Raw genomic sequence first — 18,316 nt, 5'->3', positions numbered from 1 at the left:
CCACCTTGGACTACGGCGTAGCCCAGGGTGACTGTCGGGGGTACTTAAGCCAAGGTGGCTTTAGCTTTCTCGACAATCGCAGCAAACACCGCTTTTTCGTTCACGGCCAGTTCAGCCAGAACCTTACGGTCGATTTCGATGGACGCTTTTTTCAGGCCAGCGATGAAACGGCTGTAGGACAGACCGTTAACACGAGCACCAGCATTGATACGAGCGATCCACAGAGCGCGGAACTGACGTTTTTTCTGACGACGGTCACGGTAGGCGTATTGGCCTGCCTTGATTACCGCTTGCTTGGCAACACGGAATACGCGTGAACGCGCGCCGTAGTAGCCTTTAGCGAGTTTCAGAATTTTTTTGTGACGCTTACGGGCAATGACGCCACGCTTTACACGAGCCATGAGTTACTTCCTCTATTCTTGATCCAAAATTAACGAAGGCGCAGCATGCGCTCGACTTTTGCCACGTCAGACGGATGCAGCAAGCTGCTACCGCGCAGTTGACGCTTACGCTTGGTCGACATTTTGGTCAGGATGTGGCTCTTGAAAGCGTGCTTGTGCTTGATACCGTTAGCAGTTTTCAGAAACCGCTTAGCAGCACCACTTTTAGTCTTCATCTTTGGCATGTTCGGATACTCCGCATTCAGTTGATAAACATAATCAGAAGGCCTGCCGTGCCCTATTGATTACTTCTTCTTTTTCGGGGCGATGACCATGATCAGCTGGCGTCCTTCCATCTTAGGATGCTGTTCGACGGAACCGTACTCCAGCAGGTCAGCTTCAACCCGCTTGAGGAGTTCCATACCCAGCTCCTGGTGGGCCATCTCACGGCCGCGGAATCGCAAGGATACCTTGGCCCTGTCCCCATCACTCAGGAAACGTACCAGGTTGCGCAGTTTTACCTGGTAATCCCCTTCCTCCGTCCCTGGACGAAACTTGATTTCTTTAACCTGGATCTGCTTCTGGTTCTTCTTGGCTGCGGCAATCTGCTTCTTCTTTTCGAAGATCGATTTGCCGTAGTCCATCAGCTTGCAGACAGGAGGTACAGCATCGGCGGAAATCTCCACCAAATCGAGCTTGGCTTCTTCAGCCTTAAGAAGCGCGTCTTCAATTGACACAATCCCAAGCTGCTCACCCTCAGCCCCAATTAACCGAACCTCGCGTGCCGAGATATTCTCGTTGATCGGGGCTTTCGGTGCAGCTCGTTTATCTTGTCTCATTTCACGCTTAATAATAATTACTCCGAATCTGGGCGACCACGCCGGGAAACCGCTTGCGCGAGGAACTCAGCGAACTGGGCGACGGGCATCGAGCCCAGGTCAGCACCTTCACGAGTACGCACAGCGACAGTCTGCATCTCGACTTCCCGATCTCCGATAACCAAAAGATAGGGAACCTTGAGCAAAGTATGCTCGCGGATTTTAAAGCCGATCTTTTCATTTCTCAAGTCGGACTTGGCACGAAATCCGCTTTCGTTGAGTGTTTTTTCAACTTCAGCGGCAAAATCGGCCTGTTTATCAGTGATATTCATGATCACTGCCTGGGTCGGAGCCAACCACGCAGGGAAAGCGCCCTCGTAGTGCTCGATCAGGATCCCGACGAACCGTTCGAACGAACCGAGGATCGCCCGGTGCAGCATAACCGGGTGTTTACGGCTGTTGTCTTCGGAGACGTATTCGGCTCCCAAACGGATCGGCAGGTTAAAATCGAGCTGCAAGGTACCACATTGCCAGACACGGCCAAGGCAATCTTTCAGCGAGAACTCGATTTTAGGACCGTAGAACGCGCCCTCGCCCGGCTGCAGATCGTACGCAAGGCCCGCACTGTCTAGCGCTGCGGCCAGTGCAGCTTCGGCGCGATCCCACAGCTCGTCGGAGCCAACGCGTTTTTCCGGACGAGTGGACAGTTTCATTTCCACTTCGGTAAAGCCGAAATCGCGATAAACGTCCATGGTCAGCTTGATGAACGCGGCGGACTCGGCCTGCATCTGCTCTTCAGTGCAGAAGATGTGGGCGTCGTCCTGGGTGAAGCCGCGCACGCGCATGATGCCGTGCAGCGCACCTGATGGCTCGTTACGGTGGCAGGCACCGAATTCGGCCAGGCGCATCGGCAGCTCGCGGTAGCTCTTCAGGCCCTGGTTGAACACCTGCACATGGCACGGGCAGTTCATCGGCTTGATGGCGTAGTCGCGGTTTTCCGACTGGGTCGTGAACATGTTGTCGGCGTAGTTGGCCCAGTGCCCGGACTTTTCCCACAGGCTACGGTCAACGACCTGCGGAGTCTTGATCTCCAGGTAGCCGTTTTCGCGCTGAACCTTGCGCATGTATTGCTCAAGCACCTGGTACAGGGTCCAGCCGTTCGGGTGCCAGAACACCATGCCCGGCGCTTCTTCCTGGAGGTGGAACAGGTTCAGGCGCTTGCCGATCTTGCGATGGTCACGTTTTTCGGCTTCTTCGATGCGCTGGATGTAGGCAGCCAGCTGCTTCTTGTCAGCCCAGGCAGTGCCGTAGATCCGCTGCAGTTGCTCGTTCTTCGCATCGCCGCGCCAGTAGGCACCGGACAACTTGGTCAGTTTGAACGACTTGAGGAAGCGCGTGTTCGGCACGTGCGGACCCCGGCACATGTCGACATATTCTTCGTGGTAATACAGGCCCATGGCCTGCTCGTCCGGCATGTCTTCCACCAGACGCAGCTTGTAGTCCTCGCCACGGGCGGTGAACACGTCGATCACCTCGGCGCGCGGCGTGACTTTCTTGATGACGTCGTAATCTTTCTCGATCAGTGCGTGCATGCGCTGTTCGATGGCTGCCAGGTCGTCCGGAGTGAAAGGACGCTCGTAGGCGATGTCGTAATAGAAGCCTTCGTCGATGACCGGGCCGATCACCATCTTCGCGGTGGGGTACAGCTGCTTGACCGCATGGCCAATCAGGTGCGCGCAAGAGTGGCGAATGATCTCCAGCCCCTCTTGATCCTTGGGCGTGATGATTTGCAGGCTGGCATCGGAGGTGACCAGGTCGCTGGCATCAACCAGCTTGCCGTCGACCTTGCCGGCCACGGTGGCCTTGGCCAGGCCTGCACCGATGGATGCGGCGACCTCGGCTACGGAAACCGGATGATCGAATGAACGTTGACTGCCGTCGGGAAGAGTAATAGTTGGCATGGCGCCTCCTCTCCTAGTGGTGACCCCTACCAAAGGTCACGTGGGTTGGGATGAGCCAGTACAAGATCCAACACCAGGCCGCTCATTGCTGAGCGCCTGCCTTACAGCGGCAGGAGCCTTTCGGCCAACCGATAATCGAACCAGAGTGACTGGAGTTAAACAAAAGAAGCCTGGCATGAAAAAAGCCAGGTCGTGGATGCTAGCACAGATGAACGGTCATGGCGCTGCCCTACCGCCTTGTAGCGACAAACTCCAGGCTTTTGCAGCCAAAAGTGAACTTGGGCTGTACGACGGGCCTCAAACACACTGAAAATCGCCGTTCGTCATATCGACTCAAGGAGCATCTAACCATGCGCAGCACCTCGATCTTCGCCCTTGCCGCTTCCCTGGCCCTGTTCTCCATCGGCGCACAAGCCGCCGCGCCCTCCAACTGGCCTGCCGGCGCCCGGGACAGCTTTGTTCAGGACTGCAGCGCTGCTGCAAGCCAGAACGTTGATGCCAAAACCGCCAAAGCCCATTGCGAATGTGGCGCGGACAAGATCAACGCAGAATTGAGCACCGCGGAAATCAAGGAGCTGATGACCAACCAGAACGCCAGCCCGGAGCTTAGAAACAAAGCAGTCGCGGCTATTTCGTCCTGCAAGGTCGTAAAGAAAAAGTAAGCACGACGAGAATTCAGTCCATCAAAAAGACCTGAAAACCCTGTGAAAACTGCTATTTCGCACAATTTACACAGCTTTTACGGCTTTTTTTACTAGCGGATATTTCGTGCTAAAGCCCCGTAAACCGGGGCTTACAGCCAGCCAGGGCACTGAAGAAAACGCGATTGATTAGCAAACAGTGCCTTGGGGGGGCTCCCAAGCCGAACATTTCGACTATGATAGCCCAGTGTGCCCAGTTGGCCTGAGCAGCACAGTACTACTGAAAATATATGTTTCTTGGAGATACACCATGTCTAATCGCCAAACCGGCACCGTTAAATGGTTCAACGATGAAAAAGGCTTCGGCTTCATCACTCCTCAAGGTGGCGGTGACGACCTGTTCGTACACTTCAAAGCTATCGAAAGCGACGGTTTCAAAAGCCTGAAAGAAGGCCAAACCGTTTCCTTCGTGGCTGAGAAAGGCCAAAAGGGTATGCAAGCTGCACAGGTTCGCGGCGAGTAATTCTCCGCTGAGCTAAAAAACCCCGTCCATGTGACGGGGTTTTTTATGGGCGATACAAAAGCGCTGCGTTATCAGCCGCAGTTGACGCGGGTGATCACCAGGTTGTCATCGGTATTGAGGTTCAGGCGATCGGAGCGGTATTCAAGGGTGATCATATCGTTGGGCTTGAGAATGCGTGCATTCTGCGCACCTGCGCGGGTACGGGCCTGCTCCAGCAATTGCGGCGAGGCTTTCTGCCCGATTGCAAACTCCGCAGCCTTCGATTCACAGCGTGTATGAACAGCCGCAGCCGTGTCTTTGGCCGGCTCAGAGGTACCCGAAGTGCTGCAGCCCGCCAGGACGGTTGCCGCCAACAAAGTACCGAATGATGCGAGCTTCCAAGGCATGAAGCCTCCTATGATAAAAATGGACAGAGATCGTGCGACCGTGATTTGGCCAATAGGTTTCAGAATTGTCACAATTGGCCGTAAGCGAGTCTGCCTGACTCGGCCCTACGGCCGGATGAATCATTCGTCACCAGATATGAACAAGTGTCAGTAGACGTCGATGTAGTCAAACGGCGGATTCGGCCAATTCTGTTTCAGCGCGTTATAAATCTGTGTCACCCATACCTCATCACTGGCCGCTATCCGGCCCACATAGCCAGACCCTGCCGCCCAGGTCTCCAGGCGAAACAACAGGCCGTTGACGTCCATCCCGCCCACCACGCAGGAGGAGATATAGGCGATACCAGCCTTGGTCACCCGCAATTGGGTGTGCTGGTCGTCGCTGGCACTGGCAATCATTTGGCGAACGGCTTCCAATGTGAGGCTCTTGGGGTTGGTCAAATCGATGTGCACGTGGCTTGTCCTGGCAATTAAACAAAGTACCAGTGTCGCACAGCCCTCCCCTCATGCCTAAGTAGCAGTGCCAAACGCGGCGCAAGATGGTTAACTCTGCAGGCCATTCCAGCCTTTGCGAACCGCGAGAACCCGATGACCATCGTTACCATCAATGCCGATATCAAAGCCAAGTGGCCCCAAGGGCAAAGCTCCTACAGCCCAGGCAGCCCGGAAGAATTGGCAATCATCGGCATAGACCTGCTGGTCAAGGAACTGGGCACCCAGGCCGCACAAGCCTTTATCGGCCAGATATTCGAAAAATACCCGGCCGACCATATGGGCGTCGAAGACCCCCAGCGCGAATAGAAACCCGCCAACAGGCCGCTTACTTCAGGCGCGCCAGGCGTTCGGTGAGCAGGTCGAAGAAGCCCTGGGCATCGCCGCTTTCCACCCAGAACACGTTCTTGTCGTGCTTGAGGCCATCGTACCAATCGACGATGGTCTGGCCGAACGTCGGGCCTTCGCGGCTATCGACCACCATATTGGCCTGGCGCCCGGTGAACAGCTCAGGCTTGAGCAGGTAGCCGATCACGGTGGCATCATGCACCGGGCCGCCGCTCATACCGTAGTGCTCCATATCGCCTTTGACGTATTCATTGAGAATATCGCCCACCACTTTGCTGGCGTTGTTGTTCAGGTCGGCGATCTTCTTCAGGCGCGCGTCGCTGGTGAGTATCTTGTGGGTCACGTCCAGCGGCAGGTAGGTCAGCTTGACGCCACTTTTGAGGACAATTTCAGCAGCCGCCGGATCGGCAAACAGGTTGAACTCGGCCACCGGGGTAATGTTGCCGCCATTAAAATGCGCGCCGCCCATGACCACCACCTCCTTGATGCCCTGGGTGATTTGCGGCGCCTGGGTCAGTGCCAGCGCCAGGTTGGTCTGCGGGCCGAGCATGGCAATGGTGATGCTATGGGGCTTGGCGGTGCTCAGGGTCTTGATCAGGTAGTCCACCGCATTGCCTTCGGCCAGGCCTTTTTTCGGCTCATGTACGGTAACCCCGGAAATGCCTTCCTTGCCATGGATATTCTCGGCATAGATCGGCGTGCGCAGCAGCGGCTGCGGCGCGCCGGCATACACCGGAATCTCTTCACGGCCCGCCCACTCACGGGCCAACCGGGCATTGCGCGAGGTCTTGTCCAGGCGCACGTTGCCGGCCACGGTGGTCAATGCCCGGATATTCAGTTCCTGTGGCGACGCCATCGCAAACAGCAGCGCGACCACATCGTCTGCACCCGGATCGGTATCAATGATCAGGTCGATTTTTTCCGCCGCCTGGGCGCTTGCAGCAGTTAGCACGGACAAAAGCAGCACACTCCGAAACAGGTGTCGCAGGGTTGGGGTTCTACGTTGCATGACGCACTCCTTGTCATTGTGGGAAATGTTAGAAAGTCACGCCAGACACCAGCGCGATATTACAGTAGGGCTGGCACTCGCCTGTACGCACCACCGCGCGCGCCTTGTGGCTGAGCAACTTGAATTGTTCATGACTGAACAGGCGACGCTCACCCAGGCCACCCTGGTCGAGCGCGTTGAGATCCGCCAGCGCCGGCGGCTGCTTGAGCAGGATTTCCTCGGCCAATACGTGGCTTTCAACCTGCATCTCGCTGAGCACCACGCGCAGGGTGCTGATGAAATCGGGAATGCCCTGGGTCAGCGCCAGATCGATCAGTTCCACGCCCGGCGGCACTGGCAGACCGGCATCACCGATCACCAGGATGTCGCCGTGGCCAAGAGAGGCGATCAGCCGCGACAGGGCAATGTTGAGCAATGGAGTCTTTTTCATGGGCGAGCAACGCCTTGAACGTCATGCAGTGTAGGAATGGAGGGTTGCGCTCCGGCACGGGTGACCGACAGGGCCGCCGCGACCTGGCCGAAACGAATGGCCTCGGCCTCACCCTGACCATTGGCCAGTGCCGCGGCAAAACCACCGACAAAGGTGTCGCCCGCCGCTGTGGTATCCACGGCCTGCACCTTGGGCGCCAGCAAATGCTCGAAGCCCTGGCCATCGGCGAACAGTGCGCCCTGCGAGCCAAGGGTCACAATGACCTTGCCTGCCCCGGCTTTTAGCAAATGGGCAGCTGCGACCTTGGCTGTTTCCAGCGAGTCCACCGGCACACCGCTCAAGGCCGACGCTTCACTCTCGTTGGGGATCAGGTAATCGATCGCGGCGTACCAGTCTGCCGGTAACGGGCCACTGGCGGGCGCGGGGTTGAGGATTACCGTCTTGCCCAGTTCACGACCGCGCTTGAGGGCATACCCCACGGTATCCATCGGCACTTCGAGCTGGCAGACAATCACCTGCGCCGCTTGCAGCACGGCGTCGAACGCCAGCAGCGACGCGGGTGTCAGCTGGCCGTTGCTACCAGCGACAATCACAATCGCATTCTGGCTACTATCATCGACCACAATCAGCGCGACGCCACTGGAGCCCTGCACCTCACTGACCGCCTGGCAGTCGATACCCTCCACCACCAGCGCATCGCGCAGTTGGGCGCCGTAGGCATCACTGCCCACACAGCCAATCATCGCAACGTCAGCCCCCAGACGCGCCGCAGCGACCGCCTGATTGGCGCCCTTGCCGCCCGGCACCGTGGCAAACGACTGGCCCACCAGGGTTTCACCGCCGCGAGGCAGCCTGCTGGCCCGGGTCACCAGGTCCATGTTCAAACTGCCTACTACCACTACTGTTGCTGGCATACATCAATACTCATCAATTCGTTCAGCGGTTTGAGGCAAACACGCCAGCCAACGGCGCCGTTGACTCACGCAAGACAATGCTCGGCGTGACAATGCGCTGGTCAGCCGGCAATTGTGGTGTCGCAATCCGTCGCAATAACAACTCCGCCGCCGTTTCCCCCAATTGCAGGATCGACTGGCCCACGGTGGTCAACGCGGGGTACACATAGCGGCTCATTTGAATGTCATCAAAACCTATCACCGACAGCTCGGCAGGCACCCGCAGGCTGCGCTCGGCGGCCGCGCGCAGCACACCGAAACCGATCATGTCGTTGCCGGCGAATATCGCGCTGGGCGGTTGGTCCGCCAACAACTGCACCGCCGCCGCATAGCCGCCGGTACTGGTAAAATCGCTCTCCAGCACGCGACTGGCAGACACGACAATCCCGGCCTCCTGCAACGCACGCTGGTAACCGGCCAGGCGCATCTGCGCGACACGCGTGTGCGCGGGCCCACCGATACAGGCGATATCCCGGTGCCCCAGCTCCAGCAAATGCCGGGTTGCCAGGTACGCGCCCTGCTCGTGATCGATGCGCACCAGATCCACATCAACGCCCTCCAGGCCCCGGTCGACAATGACCATGGGCGTGCGCACCGCCTTGAGGCCCGTGGCCAGGCCACTGTCATCACCGCCGACCGAGGTGACGATCAAGCCGTCGACACGCTTCTCCAGCAGCACCCGCAAATAATTGCGCTGCTTCTCGGCGTTATCGTCGGAATTGCACAGGATCACGCAGTAGCCATTGCGCTCGCAGTAGTCCTCGATGCCCCTGGCCAGCTCAGCGAAATACGGGTTGAGGCTGTTGGGCACCAGCAAGCCGATGGTCGCGGTGGTCTTGGCCTTCAGCGAGCGGGCGACCGCACTGGGTACATAGTCCAGCTGCTTGATCGCAGCTTCGACCTTGAGCCGCACGGGCTCGCTGACCGGACGGGTCCTGTTCACCACATGGGATACCGTGGTGTAGGAAATGCCCGCCAGCGCCGCCACATCCTTGATGGTTGCCATGGCTCAGCCCCGCCGACTGGCGCGTTGACTGCGGTAGGTGTCGAGCACCACTGCAATCACGATCACGGCGCCGGTAATGATGCGCTTGGTCGGTTCGGTCGCGCCGATCTGCGCCAGGCCGGCCGCCAATACCGAAATGATCAGCACCCCGAAGAACGTGCTGATCACCGAGCCACGCCCGCCCATCAGGCTGGTGCCGCCGATCACCACTGCGGCAATCACCTGCAGCTCCAGGCCGGAGCCCGCATTCGGGTCAGCCGCTTCCAGGCGGGAAATCTGGAACAATGCTGCCACCCCAGCCAACAGCCCCATCAGGCTGAACACCAGGATCTTGTAGGGTTTTGGATTGATCCCCGCCAGACGCACCGCTTCTTCATTGGTGCCGATGCCGATCAGGTAGCGCCCAAAGACGGTACGCGTCAGCACTGCCTGGGCGACGATAATCACCAGCAGCGCAATGATGAATGATGGTGAGATACCAAAGGCCACCGGGTTGGACAGCCAGGCGAAAGAGTCGCCGATATAGGCAGTGCGCGACCCGGTCATCTGGTAGGCCGCGCCACGGGCCATTTCCAGCACGCCCAGGGACACAATGAACGACGGAATCCGCCAGGCCACGGTGATCGAGCCGGTGATGGTCCCCGCCAGTGCCGCGCAACCCATGCCGAGCAGCGCTGCCGGGACCACGCTCCAGCCCCAGCCGAGGATCGCCACGCTGACCGCAGACGCGGCCAGGGCCAGCACCGAACCCACCGACAGGTCGATGCCGCCAATGATCAGGATGAACGTCATGCCCACCGCCAGCACCATCAGGTCGGGAATCTGGTTGGCGATGGTGCTGAACGTGTCATAGGACCAAAAGTGGCTGCTCAGAGCCGAGAACAGCGCGATCATGGCCAGCAAGGCGCCGGCCAGGCCCAGGTAAGTGCCCAGGCCGTAGAAATTACCGCCGGCTTTTGCGGTTGGAGTAGCTGTTTTCATGGGGTTGTCCTGGGCGCCGCTTCATTGAGCAGCGCATCACGTTTCTGATAGCCGGCAAATGCGGCGGCAAGCAATTCGTCCTGGGTCCAGCTGTCCCGCTCAAAGGTCTCGATCAGGCGCCCGGCAGACAGCACCCCGATGCGGTCGCAGATCAGCATCAGCTCGCGCAGGTCACTGGACACCACCACCAGCGCCTTGCCCTGGCGGGTCAAGTCACCAAGCAGCGCATAGATATCGAACTTGGCGCCCACGTCGATGCCACGGGTCGGTTCATCAAACAGCATCACCGCACAATCGCGCTCCAGCCAGCGGCCAATCACCACCTTTTGCTGATTGCCGCCCGACAACTCGGACACCAATTGCGCCGGGCTGGAACTGCGGATACGCATCGCGTCGATCTGGCGCTTGGCCAGGGCCGCTTCATCGCGGCCATTGACCAGGCCGGCGCTGGACACTTTGGCCATATTGCCCAGGGCCGTGTTGGCGCTGATGGACTGGCTGAGCAACAGGCCCTCGCCCTTGCGATCCTCGGTGATCAGCGCAATGCCATGCCCCACCGCGTCCACCGGCGAGCGAATGCTCACCACCCGCGCCGGCGAGCCAAGGGCGACCGTGCCACTGTCGGCCAGGTCGGCACCAAAGATCAGGCGCAGCAACTCAGTACGGCCGGCGCCGATCAACCCAGAGATGCCGTAGATTTCACCGGCCCGCACTTCAAAGGACACATCACGAACCTTGTCCGAACGGGTCAGGCCCGTCACCGTCAAGGCCGGCGCGCCGATGGTGCGCGGGCCGAGGTCGATGTGCTCGCCCAGTTCGCGACCGACCATCAACGTGACCAGTTGCTCGCTGTTGTAATTGGCCATCGGCTCGACACATACCAACTGGCCGTCACGCAGCACCGCAATGCGCTGGGCTACCCGCGCCAGTTCTTCCAGCCGATGGGAAATATAGATAATTGCCACACCCCGGGCCTGCAGGCGGGTGATTTGTTCAAACAGCATCTCGACTTCACGGGCGGTGAGCATCGCGGTCGGCTCGTCGAGGATCAGCACATGACAGTCGCCGATCAGGTTACGGGCGATCTCGACCATCTGTTGATGGCCGATGCCCAGGCTGCCGACCAGGGTGTCTGGATCGATGGCATCCAGGCCCACTTGCGCCATGGCCTCGATCGCGGCCTTGCGCAGTTGCTTGCGGCTGATCCAGCCACCACGGCTGGGCAGGTTGTCGAGGAACAGGTTTTCGGCCACGGTCAGGGTCGGCAGCAGGTTGAGCTCCTGCATCACCATGCGGACCCCCTGCTTTTCTGCCTGGGTGCGGCTGGCCGGGGCATAGTCCTGGCCGTTGAACTGCATCTGCCCAGTGGTTGGCGTGACCAGGCCACCGATGATCTTCGACAGGGTGCTTTTGCCCGCGCCATTCTCGCCGGTCAGTGCCAGCACCTCGCCGCGATTGAGCGTCAGGGTGATGTCGGACAGGACGGGCTGGGCATAGGTCTTACCGATACCGCTGACCGAGAGGACAGTGGCCGGTGCGGAAGATGACATAGGAAAATCTCCAGGCGCCCGCTCGACCTGAGCGGGCGCTGTAGTGCGCCGCCAGGGATTATTGCTTGAGGACGAGTTCAACCGGTGTTTCGATCACACCGTCCACGGACTCGACTTTTTCACCCTTGACCAGCTTCAGCGCATTCTGGATACCAAACACTGCTTGTTGTGCAGCCGCCTGGTCGGCGGTAGCCAGGACGCGACCGTCGTTGAGCATCGGCTTGATCGCGGCAATGTTGTCGTAGCCAACCACCTGCACCTTGCCCGCCTTGCCCGCCGCGCGCACCGCAGAAACGGCGCCCAAAGCCATATTGTCGTTACCGGCCAGCAGTGCCTTGAGGTCCGGGTATTCGCTCAACATGGCCGCCGCGACCTTGTTGCCCTGGTCAATTTCCCAGTTACCGGACTGCACGGAGACAATCTTCATGCCGGCCGCATCCATCGCATCCTTGAACCCGGCGGTGCGTTGCTGGGCGTTGGTGGTGGTCGGCACACCTTCGATGATCCCAACCTTGTCACCGCTCGCCAGTTGCTTGGCCAGGTACTCGCCGACCAGGCGCGAACCCTTGCGGTTATCCGGACCGACAAAGGGAACGTCGAGGTTTTTGCTTCTCAGCACTTCAGGGTCGAGGCGGTTATCGATGTTGACCACCTTGATCCCGCCGTCGGAGGCTTTCTTCAGCACGTTGACCAACGCCTTGGAGTCGGCGGGCGCGATGACGATGGCGTTGACTTTGGCGAGAATCATTTGGTTGACGATATCGATCTGCGCCGAGGTATCGGTTTCGTTCTTGATGCCGTTGGTGATCATGTCGAAATCAGCGGCGTGGGCTTTCTGATAGTCCTTGGCACCGTCTTGCATGGTGACGAAAAACTCGTTGGCCAAAGACTTCATCACCAGGCCGACCTTGGGTTTGACGGCGGTGTCATCAGCGAATGCAGAGGAGAGAGGCAGGGTAGCGGATGCGGCAGCCAGCACAGCGGCAGCCAGTAAACGTCCAGCGAATGGCAGCTTCATGGGTTCACTCCGATCTTATGATTATTGTGAGCAACGCCTGCACCTTCACCTCACTCATGGAGTGCTCGTGAAACAGCTCGCAAACGTTTGCGCTAAACAAACTATGCGAAGACTGCTGAATTTTGTCAACGAGAGAAATGTGCTTTTCCTGCGCAGGCTCTAGCGCCTGCCTTACAACTTGACCGCGTGCGGGCTAAACATTCGGGTTGGGTAATCGTTCTCCAAAACGACAGTTGCGCAGGAACACTTCAGGAGGGTGACGCTGATTTTTCCAGGGTGATTTTCGGACAACCGAACGCCGAAGCCGCCAGCGTTCGGAAATTCGGACACGAGTTAAAGCCAGCAAATTTTCTAAATGTAAAAAAATGATTTAAATCAATAAGTTAAAATCAAACTTAGAACAAAATCCGCCTGGTACAAATCCTGCTCTTAAACAGCACCTTGTGGCGCTCAGCGCAGCCCTGGGTGTTCTGGATGAACCTGCACACGCACTCATCAAAACTAGAGAGAAAAATAATGAAATCTGCACTCAAGAACTTTGTTCCGGGCGCCTTAGCCCTGCTGCTGCTCTTCCCGGTTGCCGCCCAGGCCAAGGAAGTTGAATCCAAGACCAAGCTGTCCAACGTGGTCGTGCTGGCCACTGGCGGCACCATCGCCGGCGCCGGCGCCAGCGCTGCCAACAGCGCCACCTACCAGGCCGCCAAAGTCGGTATCGAACAACTGATCGCCGGCATTCCCGAGCTCAGCCAGATCGCCAACGTGCGTGGTGAGCAGGTGATGCAGATTGCTTCCGAAAGCATCACCAACGAAAACCTGCTGCAACTGGGTCGTCGTGTCGCCGAACTTGCCGACAGCAAGGACGTGGACGGTATCGTGATCACCCACGGCACCGACACCCTTGAAGAAACCGCCTACTTCCTCAACCTGGTGGAAAAAACCGACAAGCCAATCGTAGTCGTGGGCTCCATGCGTCCAGGCACTGCCATGTCTGCCGATGGCATGCTCAACCTGTACAACGCCGTGGCTGTAGCCGGTAGCAAAGACGCACGCGGCAAAGGCGTACTGGTGACCATGAACGACGAGATCCAGTCGGGTCGCGACGTCAGCAAAATGATCAACATCAAGACCGAAGCCTTCAAAAGCGCCTGGGGCCCACTGGGCATGGTTGTAGAAGGCAAGTCCTACTGGTTCCGCCAGCCGGCCAAGCGTCACACCATGAACTCTGAGTTCGATATCAAGAACATCAAGAGCCTGCCGGATGTTGAAATTGCCTACGGCTATGGCAACGTCAGCGACACCGCCTACAAAGCCCTGGCCCAGGCTGGCGCCAAAGCCATCATCCATGCCGGCACCGGCAATGGCTCGGTACCGGCCAAGGTAGTACCTGCCCTGCAGGAACTGCGTAAGGAAGGCGTGCAAATCATTCGCTCTTCCCACGTCAATGCCGGCGGTTTCGTTCTGCGCAACGCCGAACAGCCTGACGACAAATACGACTGGGTCGTGGCTCATGACCTGAACCCGCAAAAAGCCCGCATCCTGGCCATGGTCGCCCTGACCAAGACCCAGGACAGCAAAGAACTGCAACGCATGTTCTGGGAATACTGAGTCACTGATATAACCCTTGCCGGCGATGGTGGTCCCAGGGATGCCATCGCCGGCAAGCCGGCTCCTACAAAAAATCCTCGCTGTACACCAATCCGCGTAAACCGTTGTCACACGGACTTCTTGAATTTTAAGCAGTTGCGAATTTCCTCACAGTTAAATACTGTATGTTCGTACAGCTAATTAAGGACTCCTCCGTGGCCAAGCCCTCCTCCGCAGCACCGACACCTCCCGACGCCTATCAACGCCTGGCGATCCGCGTGCAAAAAATCATCAATTCCACCAACGCGCAAAAAAACAAGGCCGCGCTGATTTTTCGCCTGCCCGAGGAACCCGAGGACGAATGGGCACGACTACTGGAGGAAATCGCAGAAAACGACAACGTCACCCTCGCCTATCGCGATGATGGCGGCGTGCAGATTTTCTGGGTCGTACCGAAGGAAGATTGAGTCAATGAGTGTCCGTTTTATCGCCCTGCTCTGTGTGTTTTTTGCCACCACCGCCCACGCCCAAGCCCCACGCACCTTCAGTGAAGCCAAGAAAATCGCCTGGAAACTCTACGCCCCGCAATCCACGGAGTTTTATTGCGGCTGCAAATACACGGGTAACCGGGTAGACCTGAAAGCCTGCGGCTACATTCCCCGTAAAAACGCCAACCGCGCGGCGCGCATCGAGTGGGAGCACATTGTCCCGGCGTGGCAGATCGGCCATCAACGCCAGTGCTGGCAGGACGGTGGTCGCAAGAACTGCACACGTACCGATAGCGTCTTCAAACGCGCCGAAGCTGACCTGCACAACCTGGTGCCGAGCATCGGCGAGGTCAATGGTGACCGCAACAACTTCAGTTTTGGCTGGTTGCCGGTGCAGGGTGGGCAATATGGTTCATGCCTGACCCAGGTGGACTTCAAGGCCAAGAAGGTCATGCCCAGGCCATCCATCCGCGGCATGATTGCCCGGACGTACTTTTACATGAGCAAACAATACGGCCTGCGCCTGTCGAAACAGGACCGCCAGTTGTATGAAGCCTGGAACCGTACCTATCCCGTTCAGCCCTGGGAGCGCCAGCGCAATCAGACCGTGGCCTGCGTGATGGGGCGTGGCAATGAGTTCGTCGGCCCGGTGAACCTCAAGGCCTGCGGATAAACGCGAGCGGGATCCACGGATCCCGCCAACCACCGTATTACGGGCGGGCCTTGTGCTCGATCACCAGCGACTCGGCGTCAGTTTTCTTCTTTTTCACCAGCCTTTCCTGCAATTGGGCCTGCTTTGCTTCGGCCTCGGCCTTGCTGGCGAACGGCCCTAACAGCACCAGGTCCTTGCCGTCTTCCTTGGCCAGATAGAACGTGAAGCCGTTTTCCAGCAACCAGGCGGTCAGGTCACTCAGCGCCTGCAGCTTGTTGTCGGGCGAGCGCACCAGGATGTCCCACTGCACAGCGGCAACCGCAGGAGCCTGGGCCTTGGCGGCTTCAGCCTTGTCTCGGGGGGTGTCGAGATTGGGCCCGTCACCGCATCCGGCCAACGCCAATACCACAATTGCCATCGCTACTTTACGCACTGCCCTGCCCCTTTAAGGATCAAAGAGGCAACTTTATCATTCACTGTCTATTCTGGCCGTCATAAACGTTGGCTTAAACATTGCGAAGGATGTTTCCCAGACCTGTATGATGGCGCCATGGGAATTAATGCCGCCTCCATGCGTCCTAAAGAGGCAGCCACAGGGAAGCGCTTCACAGTAAGCTACACACAACCGACATCCGCCCTGTTAGAAACATGCGTCCTTCAAAGCAATCAAGGAGAAGTCCATGCTGATACTCACCCGCAAAGTCGGTGAAAGCATAAATATCGGTGATGACATTACTATCACCATTCTGGGCGTTAGCGGCCAGCAAGTAAGAATCGGCATCAATGCTCCCAAGGATGTTGCCGTGCATCGCGAAGAGATTTACCAGCGCATCCAGGCAGGCCTGACTGCACCGGACAAACGCGAAACACCTTGAAGCCTCCCCAGTAGCCAGCCCGCTCGCCCCTGTAACGGCTGGCGAAAGCCCCTTGGCCTGCCCACGGAATCCCGTGATCCGCGCAACTTGCGCCAGGCCCCGCCACCAGTGGTCAGCACACAGGTTCAGCCACGGAACTTGCTGCACATTTAGCAGACAAATCTCTCCAGGAACGTAACAAAACCTTACGGTGCATTCGGAGCGCGTTGATGAGGCGATCCCTCAAAGAGCCTTATGCCTACAAATCCTGGATGATTGCCCTACTGATTGCCCTGGCTTTCGTGACAATCGGATACGGCCTCAGGTTTTACATGGAAGGCAGTACCCCCGCGCAGGATGCCGATTCTTGGCCTGACCTGGCGCTGTTTCTCGGTGGCTATCTGTTCTGCTTCTGCCTCAAGCCCCTCCAGGCTGCGATCCAGCGCAAACTCAACCGCCGCGCATTTGGGCGTGATCGCCAGAAAACCCCCTCTTGAAGCACCGATTGGATCCTATATTCAAACTATGAGGAACTATCCACGTCGGTAGCACCCATACCCATATCTTTCATAAAAAACATTATCGATATGGACATAGAACATAACGCCAAGCACCTACAGTCCCTGATCGAACAACTCTCGGTAGATAACCCGAAATCCTCCAGCGAACTGCGGGGCAAGCCCGAAGAAATCCTCGCAGGCCTGCGCGAGCTTTATCTGCTGAAACTGATCACGGGCACCTTCACCCTTGGGCACATTGTCGACCCTCTGGGCCACCAGTGGATTGGCGCGCAAAACATCCTGCTGACCCGGCGCGGCATGGCATTCAAGCCGTTGTAGACGGCAGCAGGCGCAGCCGGCCATCAGCATCGCACTGGGCACGCACGTCGTCATAATTTGCAATAGTCCCATGCTCCGTCAGCATCGGCTCGCCATGGGTGGACGTCACCACTACCACGTCCGCGCCCGCCGCCTCGCCTGCACGAATGCCCGCCGCTGCATCCTCGAACACCAGGCACTCGCCTATCGGCACTCCCAAACGCTGCGCGCCGAGCAGATAACAGGTCGGGGCCGGCTTGCCATTGGTCACATCCTCAGCCGTAACCATGACGGCCGGCGGGACCAGGCCTGCGGCGTGCATACGGCTCAACGCAAGGGCCTTGGGCGCAGAAGTGACCACGGCCCAGCAGTGCGCAGGCAAGCTCTGCAAAAAGGCCACGGCACCCGGGATTGCCACCACGCCCTCCACGTCCTCGATCTCTGCCTCGGTAATAGCGCGCGCTTGCGCTTGCGCGTCCACCCCTGGCAAGGCCTGGCGGCTGATCGTGTCGATAGCCCGCACGCCATGGATGGTGGTCAGGAACGCCTCGACGTCCAGGCCATGGCGCAGCGCCCAGGCAGCCCAGACCCGCTCTGCGGCGGCGATGGAGTTAAGGAGCGTGCCATCCATATCAAACAGAAATGCACGGTACTGGCGATCAAATACGGCCGGATGTTTGGCGGACACTGCTGGGTTTCCTCGTGCGCTCGTCGCCCGTGGTTGGGCCGTGATGCAATCTACGGATCAGCCCAGGCGTTGTAAACGGCGGATCGGCCGTCATCAGCAGACCTGGCCAGCGCTCTCGGCGATGTCACGTGGCGTATTCCAGGCGGCCAGGATTGCCACCCGCAGCCCTTCAACCGTTGTCGCCAACGCCATCGAGGGCTGAGGCTCGGCCGCCTGCCCTGGCAGAAAAGGCACATGGATAAACCCACTGCGCACTCCTGACCCCGCCAACGCATGCTGCAAGCTGTAGAACACCTGATTGCATACGAAAGTGCCCGCTGTGTGCGAGACCGAGGCGGCAATTCCGGCCGTGCGTAGCGCCTTGACCATGGCCTTGACCGGCAAGGTGCTGAAGTAGGCAGCAGGCCCCCCAGGAATCACTGCCGTATCCACGGGCTGGGCACCGAGGTTGTCCGGGATCCGTGCATCGTTGAGATTGATCGCAACCCGCTCGATGGAAATATCACTGCGCCCAGGCCCCAGCCCGGTAGCAATCACCAGTTGCGGTCGATGCTCGGCCAATAACTGTTCCAGGCAGGCGCCGGCAGTGGCGAAGGCACAGGGCAATTGGCGGGCGACGATTGTCACCCCGTCTTGCAGTTGCACCCCATCCAGCAGGCGCACTGCCTCCCAGGACGGGTTGATCAGGTCTTGATCGAACGGCTCGAAACCCGTCAGCAGCACAGTCCCCATCACC

At 58.6% G+C, this 18,316-nt stretch carries 25 protein-coding genes; 9 read left to right on the top strand and 16 right to left on the bottom strand.

Features of this window, described 5'->3' with window-relative positions; translation table 11 throughout:
* Positions 1 to 44: 44 nt before the first annotated feature.
* Genes rplT through thrS form a run of 4 tightly spaced genes read right to left on the bottom strand, consistent with a single transcriptional unit; the run spans position 45 to position 3,159 of the window.
* On the bottom strand, positions 45 to 401 hold the full coding sequence (rplT, locus tag ACSSVH_RS08665) for a 50S ribosomal protein L20 (protein ID WP_003174975.1): 357 nt from the start codon (positions 399 to 401) through the stop codon (positions 45 to 47).
* A 29-nt stretch (positions 402 to 430) separates the two neighbouring features.
* Complete coding sequence (rpmI, locus tag ACSSVH_RS08660; protein ID WP_002553160.1) at positions 431 to 625, bottom strand: 50S ribosomal protein L35; 195 nt, start codon at positions 623 to 625, stop codon at positions 431 to 433.
* A 60-nt stretch (positions 626 to 685) separates the two neighbouring features.
* Complete coding sequence (infC, locus tag ACSSVH_RS08655) at positions 686 to 1,237, bottom strand: translation initiation factor IF-3 (protein WP_169851780.1); 552 nt, start codon at positions 1,235 to 1,237, stop codon at positions 686 to 688.
* A complete protein-coding gene (thrS, locus tag ACSSVH_RS08650; protein WP_169953513.1) occupies positions 1,237 to 3,159 on the bottom strand; it encodes a threonine--tRNA ligase in 1,923 nt (640 codons plus the stop codon). The genes infC and thrS overlap by 1 nt, the downstream gene beginning before the upstream one ends.
* Positions 3,160 to 3,509: 350 nt before the next feature.
* On the opposite strand from thrS, the gene ACSSVH_RS08645 reads away from it, so the two are divergent.
* Together ACSSVH_RS08645 and ACSSVH_RS08640 are read left to right on the top strand one after the other, a co-directional pair.
* Positions 3,510 to 3,821 carry a hypothetical protein gene (locus ACSSVH_RS08645; RefSeq protein WP_169953512.1) on the top strand — a complete coding sequence of 104 codons (312 nt, stop codon included), beginning with the start codon at positions 3,510 to 3,512 and terminating at the stop codon, positions 3,819 to 3,821.
* A gap of 289 nt (positions 3,822 to 4,110) precedes the next feature.
* Positions 4,111 to 4,323 carry a cold-shock protein gene (locus ACSSVH_RS08640; RefSeq protein ID WP_003234260.1) on the top strand — a complete coding sequence of 71 codons (213 nt, stop codon included), beginning with the start codon at positions 4,111 to 4,113 and terminating at the stop codon, positions 4,321 to 4,323.
* Positions 4,324 to 4,394: 71 nt separating this feature from the next.
* Here the strand turns inward: ACSSVH_RS08640 and ACSSVH_RS08635 are convergent, their stop codons facing one another.
* Together ACSSVH_RS08635 and ACSSVH_RS08630 are read right to left on the bottom strand one after the other, a co-directional pair.
* A complete protein-coding gene (locus tag ACSSVH_RS08635) occupies positions 4,395 to 4,709 on the bottom strand; it encodes an I78 family peptidase inhibitor (protein WP_169953511.1) in 315 nt (104 codons plus the stop codon).
* 147 nt (positions 4,710 to 4,856) lie between these two features.
* Positions 4,857 to 5,162, bottom strand: a complete 306-nt coding sequence (locus ACSSVH_RS08630; RefSeq protein ID WP_169953510.1) for a hypothetical protein — start codon at positions 5,160 to 5,162, stop codon at positions 4,857 to 4,859.
* 135 nt (positions 5,163 to 5,297) lie between these two features.
* On the opposite strand from ACSSVH_RS08630, the gene ACSSVH_RS08625 reads away from it, so the two are divergent.
* Positions 5,298 to 5,510, top strand: coding sequence for a hypothetical protein (locus ACSSVH_RS08625; protein ID WP_169953509.1), 213 nt, complete (start codon positions 5,298 to 5,300; stop codon positions 5,508 to 5,510).
* 19 nt (positions 5,511 to 5,529) lie between these two features.
* Here the strand turns inward: ACSSVH_RS08625 and ACSSVH_RS08620 are convergent, their stop codons facing one another.
* The 7 genes from ACSSVH_RS08620 to ACSSVH_RS08590 are packed head-to-tail and all read right to left on the bottom strand — an operon-like array spanning position 5,530 to position 12,496.
* Positions 5,530 to 6,558, bottom strand: a complete 1,029-nt coding sequence (locus ACSSVH_RS08620) for a nucleoside hydrolase (protein ID WP_172314743.1) — start codon at positions 6,556 to 6,558, stop codon at positions 5,530 to 5,532.
* Positions 6,559 to 6,586: 28 nt separating this feature from the next.
* Positions 6,587 to 6,988 carry a D-ribose pyranase gene (gene rbsD / locus ACSSVH_RS08615; RefSeq protein ID WP_492634357.1) on the bottom strand — a complete coding sequence of 134 codons (402 nt, stop codon included), beginning with the start codon at positions 6,986 to 6,988 and terminating at the stop codon, positions 6,587 to 6,589.
* Complete coding sequence (gene rbsK, locus ACSSVH_RS08610; protein ID WP_169953504.1) at positions 6,985 to 7,902, bottom strand: ribokinase; 918 nt, start codon at positions 7,900 to 7,902, stop codon at positions 6,985 to 6,987. Before rbsK ends, rbsD begins: the two co-directional genes overlap by 4 nt.
* Before the next feature lie 22 nt (positions 7,903 to 7,924).
* Positions 7,925 to 8,947: a LacI family DNA-binding transcriptional regulator gene (locus tag ACSSVH_RS08605; RefSeq protein ID WP_492634356.1), complete on the bottom strand. Its 1,023-nt coding sequence runs from the start codon at positions 8,945 to 8,947 to the stop codon at positions 7,925 to 7,927.
* Positions 8,948 to 8,950: 3 nt separating this feature from the next.
* A complete protein-coding gene (locus ACSSVH_RS08600) occupies positions 8,951 to 9,928 on the bottom strand; it encodes an ABC transporter permease (RefSeq protein WP_169953500.1) in 978 nt (325 codons plus the stop codon).
* Positions 9,925 to 11,478, bottom strand: coding sequence for a sugar ABC transporter ATP-binding protein (locus ACSSVH_RS08595; RefSeq protein ID WP_169953498.1), 1,554 nt, complete (start codon positions 11,476 to 11,478; stop codon positions 9,925 to 9,927). Before ACSSVH_RS08595 ends, ACSSVH_RS08600 begins: the two co-directional genes overlap by 4 nt.
* A gap of 58 nt (positions 11,479 to 11,536) precedes the next feature.
* On the bottom strand, positions 11,537 to 12,496 hold the full coding sequence (locus ACSSVH_RS08590; protein WP_492634355.1) for a sugar ABC transporter substrate-binding protein: 960 nt from the start codon (positions 12,494 to 12,496) through the stop codon (positions 11,537 to 11,539).
* A gap of 516 nt (positions 12,497 to 13,012) precedes the next feature.
* On the opposite strand from ACSSVH_RS08590, the gene ACSSVH_RS08585 reads away from it, so the two are divergent.
* From ACSSVH_RS08585 to ACSSVH_RS08575, 3 genes are all read left to right on the top strand, one after another.
* The gene (locus tag ACSSVH_RS08585) at positions 13,013 to 14,101 is read left to right on the top strand and encodes an asparaginase (protein WP_057438625.1); all 1,089 of its coding nucleotides are present in this window, start codon (positions 13,013 to 13,015) and stop codon (positions 14,099 to 14,101) included.
* A gap of 194 nt (positions 14,102 to 14,295) precedes the next feature.
* Positions 14,296 to 14,547 carry a DUF1654 domain-containing protein gene (locus ACSSVH_RS08580; protein WP_057438624.1) on the top strand — a complete coding sequence of 84 codons (252 nt, stop codon included), beginning with the start codon at positions 14,296 to 14,298 and terminating at the stop codon, positions 14,545 to 14,547.
* A gap of 4 nt (positions 14,548 to 14,551) precedes the next feature.
* The gene (locus tag ACSSVH_RS08575; RefSeq protein ID WP_432755309.1) at positions 14,552 to 15,241 is read left to right on the top strand and encodes an endonuclease; all 690 of its coding nucleotides are present in this window, start codon (positions 14,552 to 14,554) and stop codon (positions 15,239 to 15,241) included.
* A 37-nt stretch (positions 15,242 to 15,278) separates the two neighbouring features.
* Here ACSSVH_RS08575 and ACSSVH_RS08570 read toward each other — a convergent pair whose 3' ends face one another.
* Entirely contained in the window at positions 15,279 to 15,653 is a 375-nt protein-coding gene (locus ACSSVH_RS08570; RefSeq protein WP_346266867.1) for an SPOR domain-containing protein, read from the bottom strand.
* Between the two features lie 247 nt (positions 15,654 to 15,900).
* On the opposite strand from ACSSVH_RS08570, the gene csrA reads away from it, so the two are divergent.
* The 3 genes from csrA to ACSSVH_RS08555 all read left to right on the top strand — a co-directional run bounded on the left by csrA (position 15,901) and on the right by ACSSVH_RS08555 (position 16,913).
* Positions 15,901 to 16,095 carry a carbon storage regulator CsrA gene (gene csrA, locus ACSSVH_RS08565; RefSeq protein WP_007920550.1) on the top strand — a complete coding sequence of 65 codons (195 nt, stop codon included), beginning with the start codon at positions 15,901 to 15,903 and terminating at the stop codon, positions 16,093 to 16,095.
* Positions 16,096 to 16,304: 209 nt separating this feature from the next.
* A complete protein-coding gene (locus ACSSVH_RS08560) occupies positions 16,305 to 16,571 on the top strand; it encodes a hypothetical protein (RefSeq protein ID WP_432755308.1) in 267 nt (88 codons plus the stop codon).
* Between the two features lie 90 nt (positions 16,572 to 16,661).
* On the top strand, positions 16,662 to 16,913 hold the full coding sequence (locus ACSSVH_RS08555; RefSeq protein ID WP_169953490.1) for a hypothetical protein: 252 nt from the start codon (positions 16,662 to 16,664) through the stop codon (positions 16,911 to 16,913).
* On the opposite strand, the gene ACSSVH_RS08550 is transcribed toward ACSSVH_RS08555, so the two are convergent.
* Positions 16,900 to 17,580 carry an HAD family hydrolase gene (locus tag ACSSVH_RS08550; RefSeq protein WP_492634354.1) on the bottom strand — a complete coding sequence of 227 codons (681 nt, stop codon included), beginning with the start codon at positions 17,578 to 17,580 and terminating at the stop codon, positions 16,900 to 16,902. The genes ACSSVH_RS08555 and ACSSVH_RS08550 overlap by 14 nt on opposite strands.
* Positions 17,581 to 17,673: 93 nt before the next feature.
* Positions 17,674 to 18,312 (bottom strand): pyroglutamyl-peptidase I, encoded by a 639-nt coding sequence (pcp, locus tag ACSSVH_RS08545; RefSeq protein ID WP_170043457.1) that lies wholly within the window; start codon positions 18,310 to 18,312, stop codon positions 17,674 to 17,676.
* Between the last annotated feature and the right edge of the window lie 4 nt (positions 18,313 to 18,316).

Source organism: Pseudomonas sp. HC1(2025) (assembly GCF_058742075.1).
This window is presented reverse-complemented; position numbering and strand designations above follow the sequence as displayed.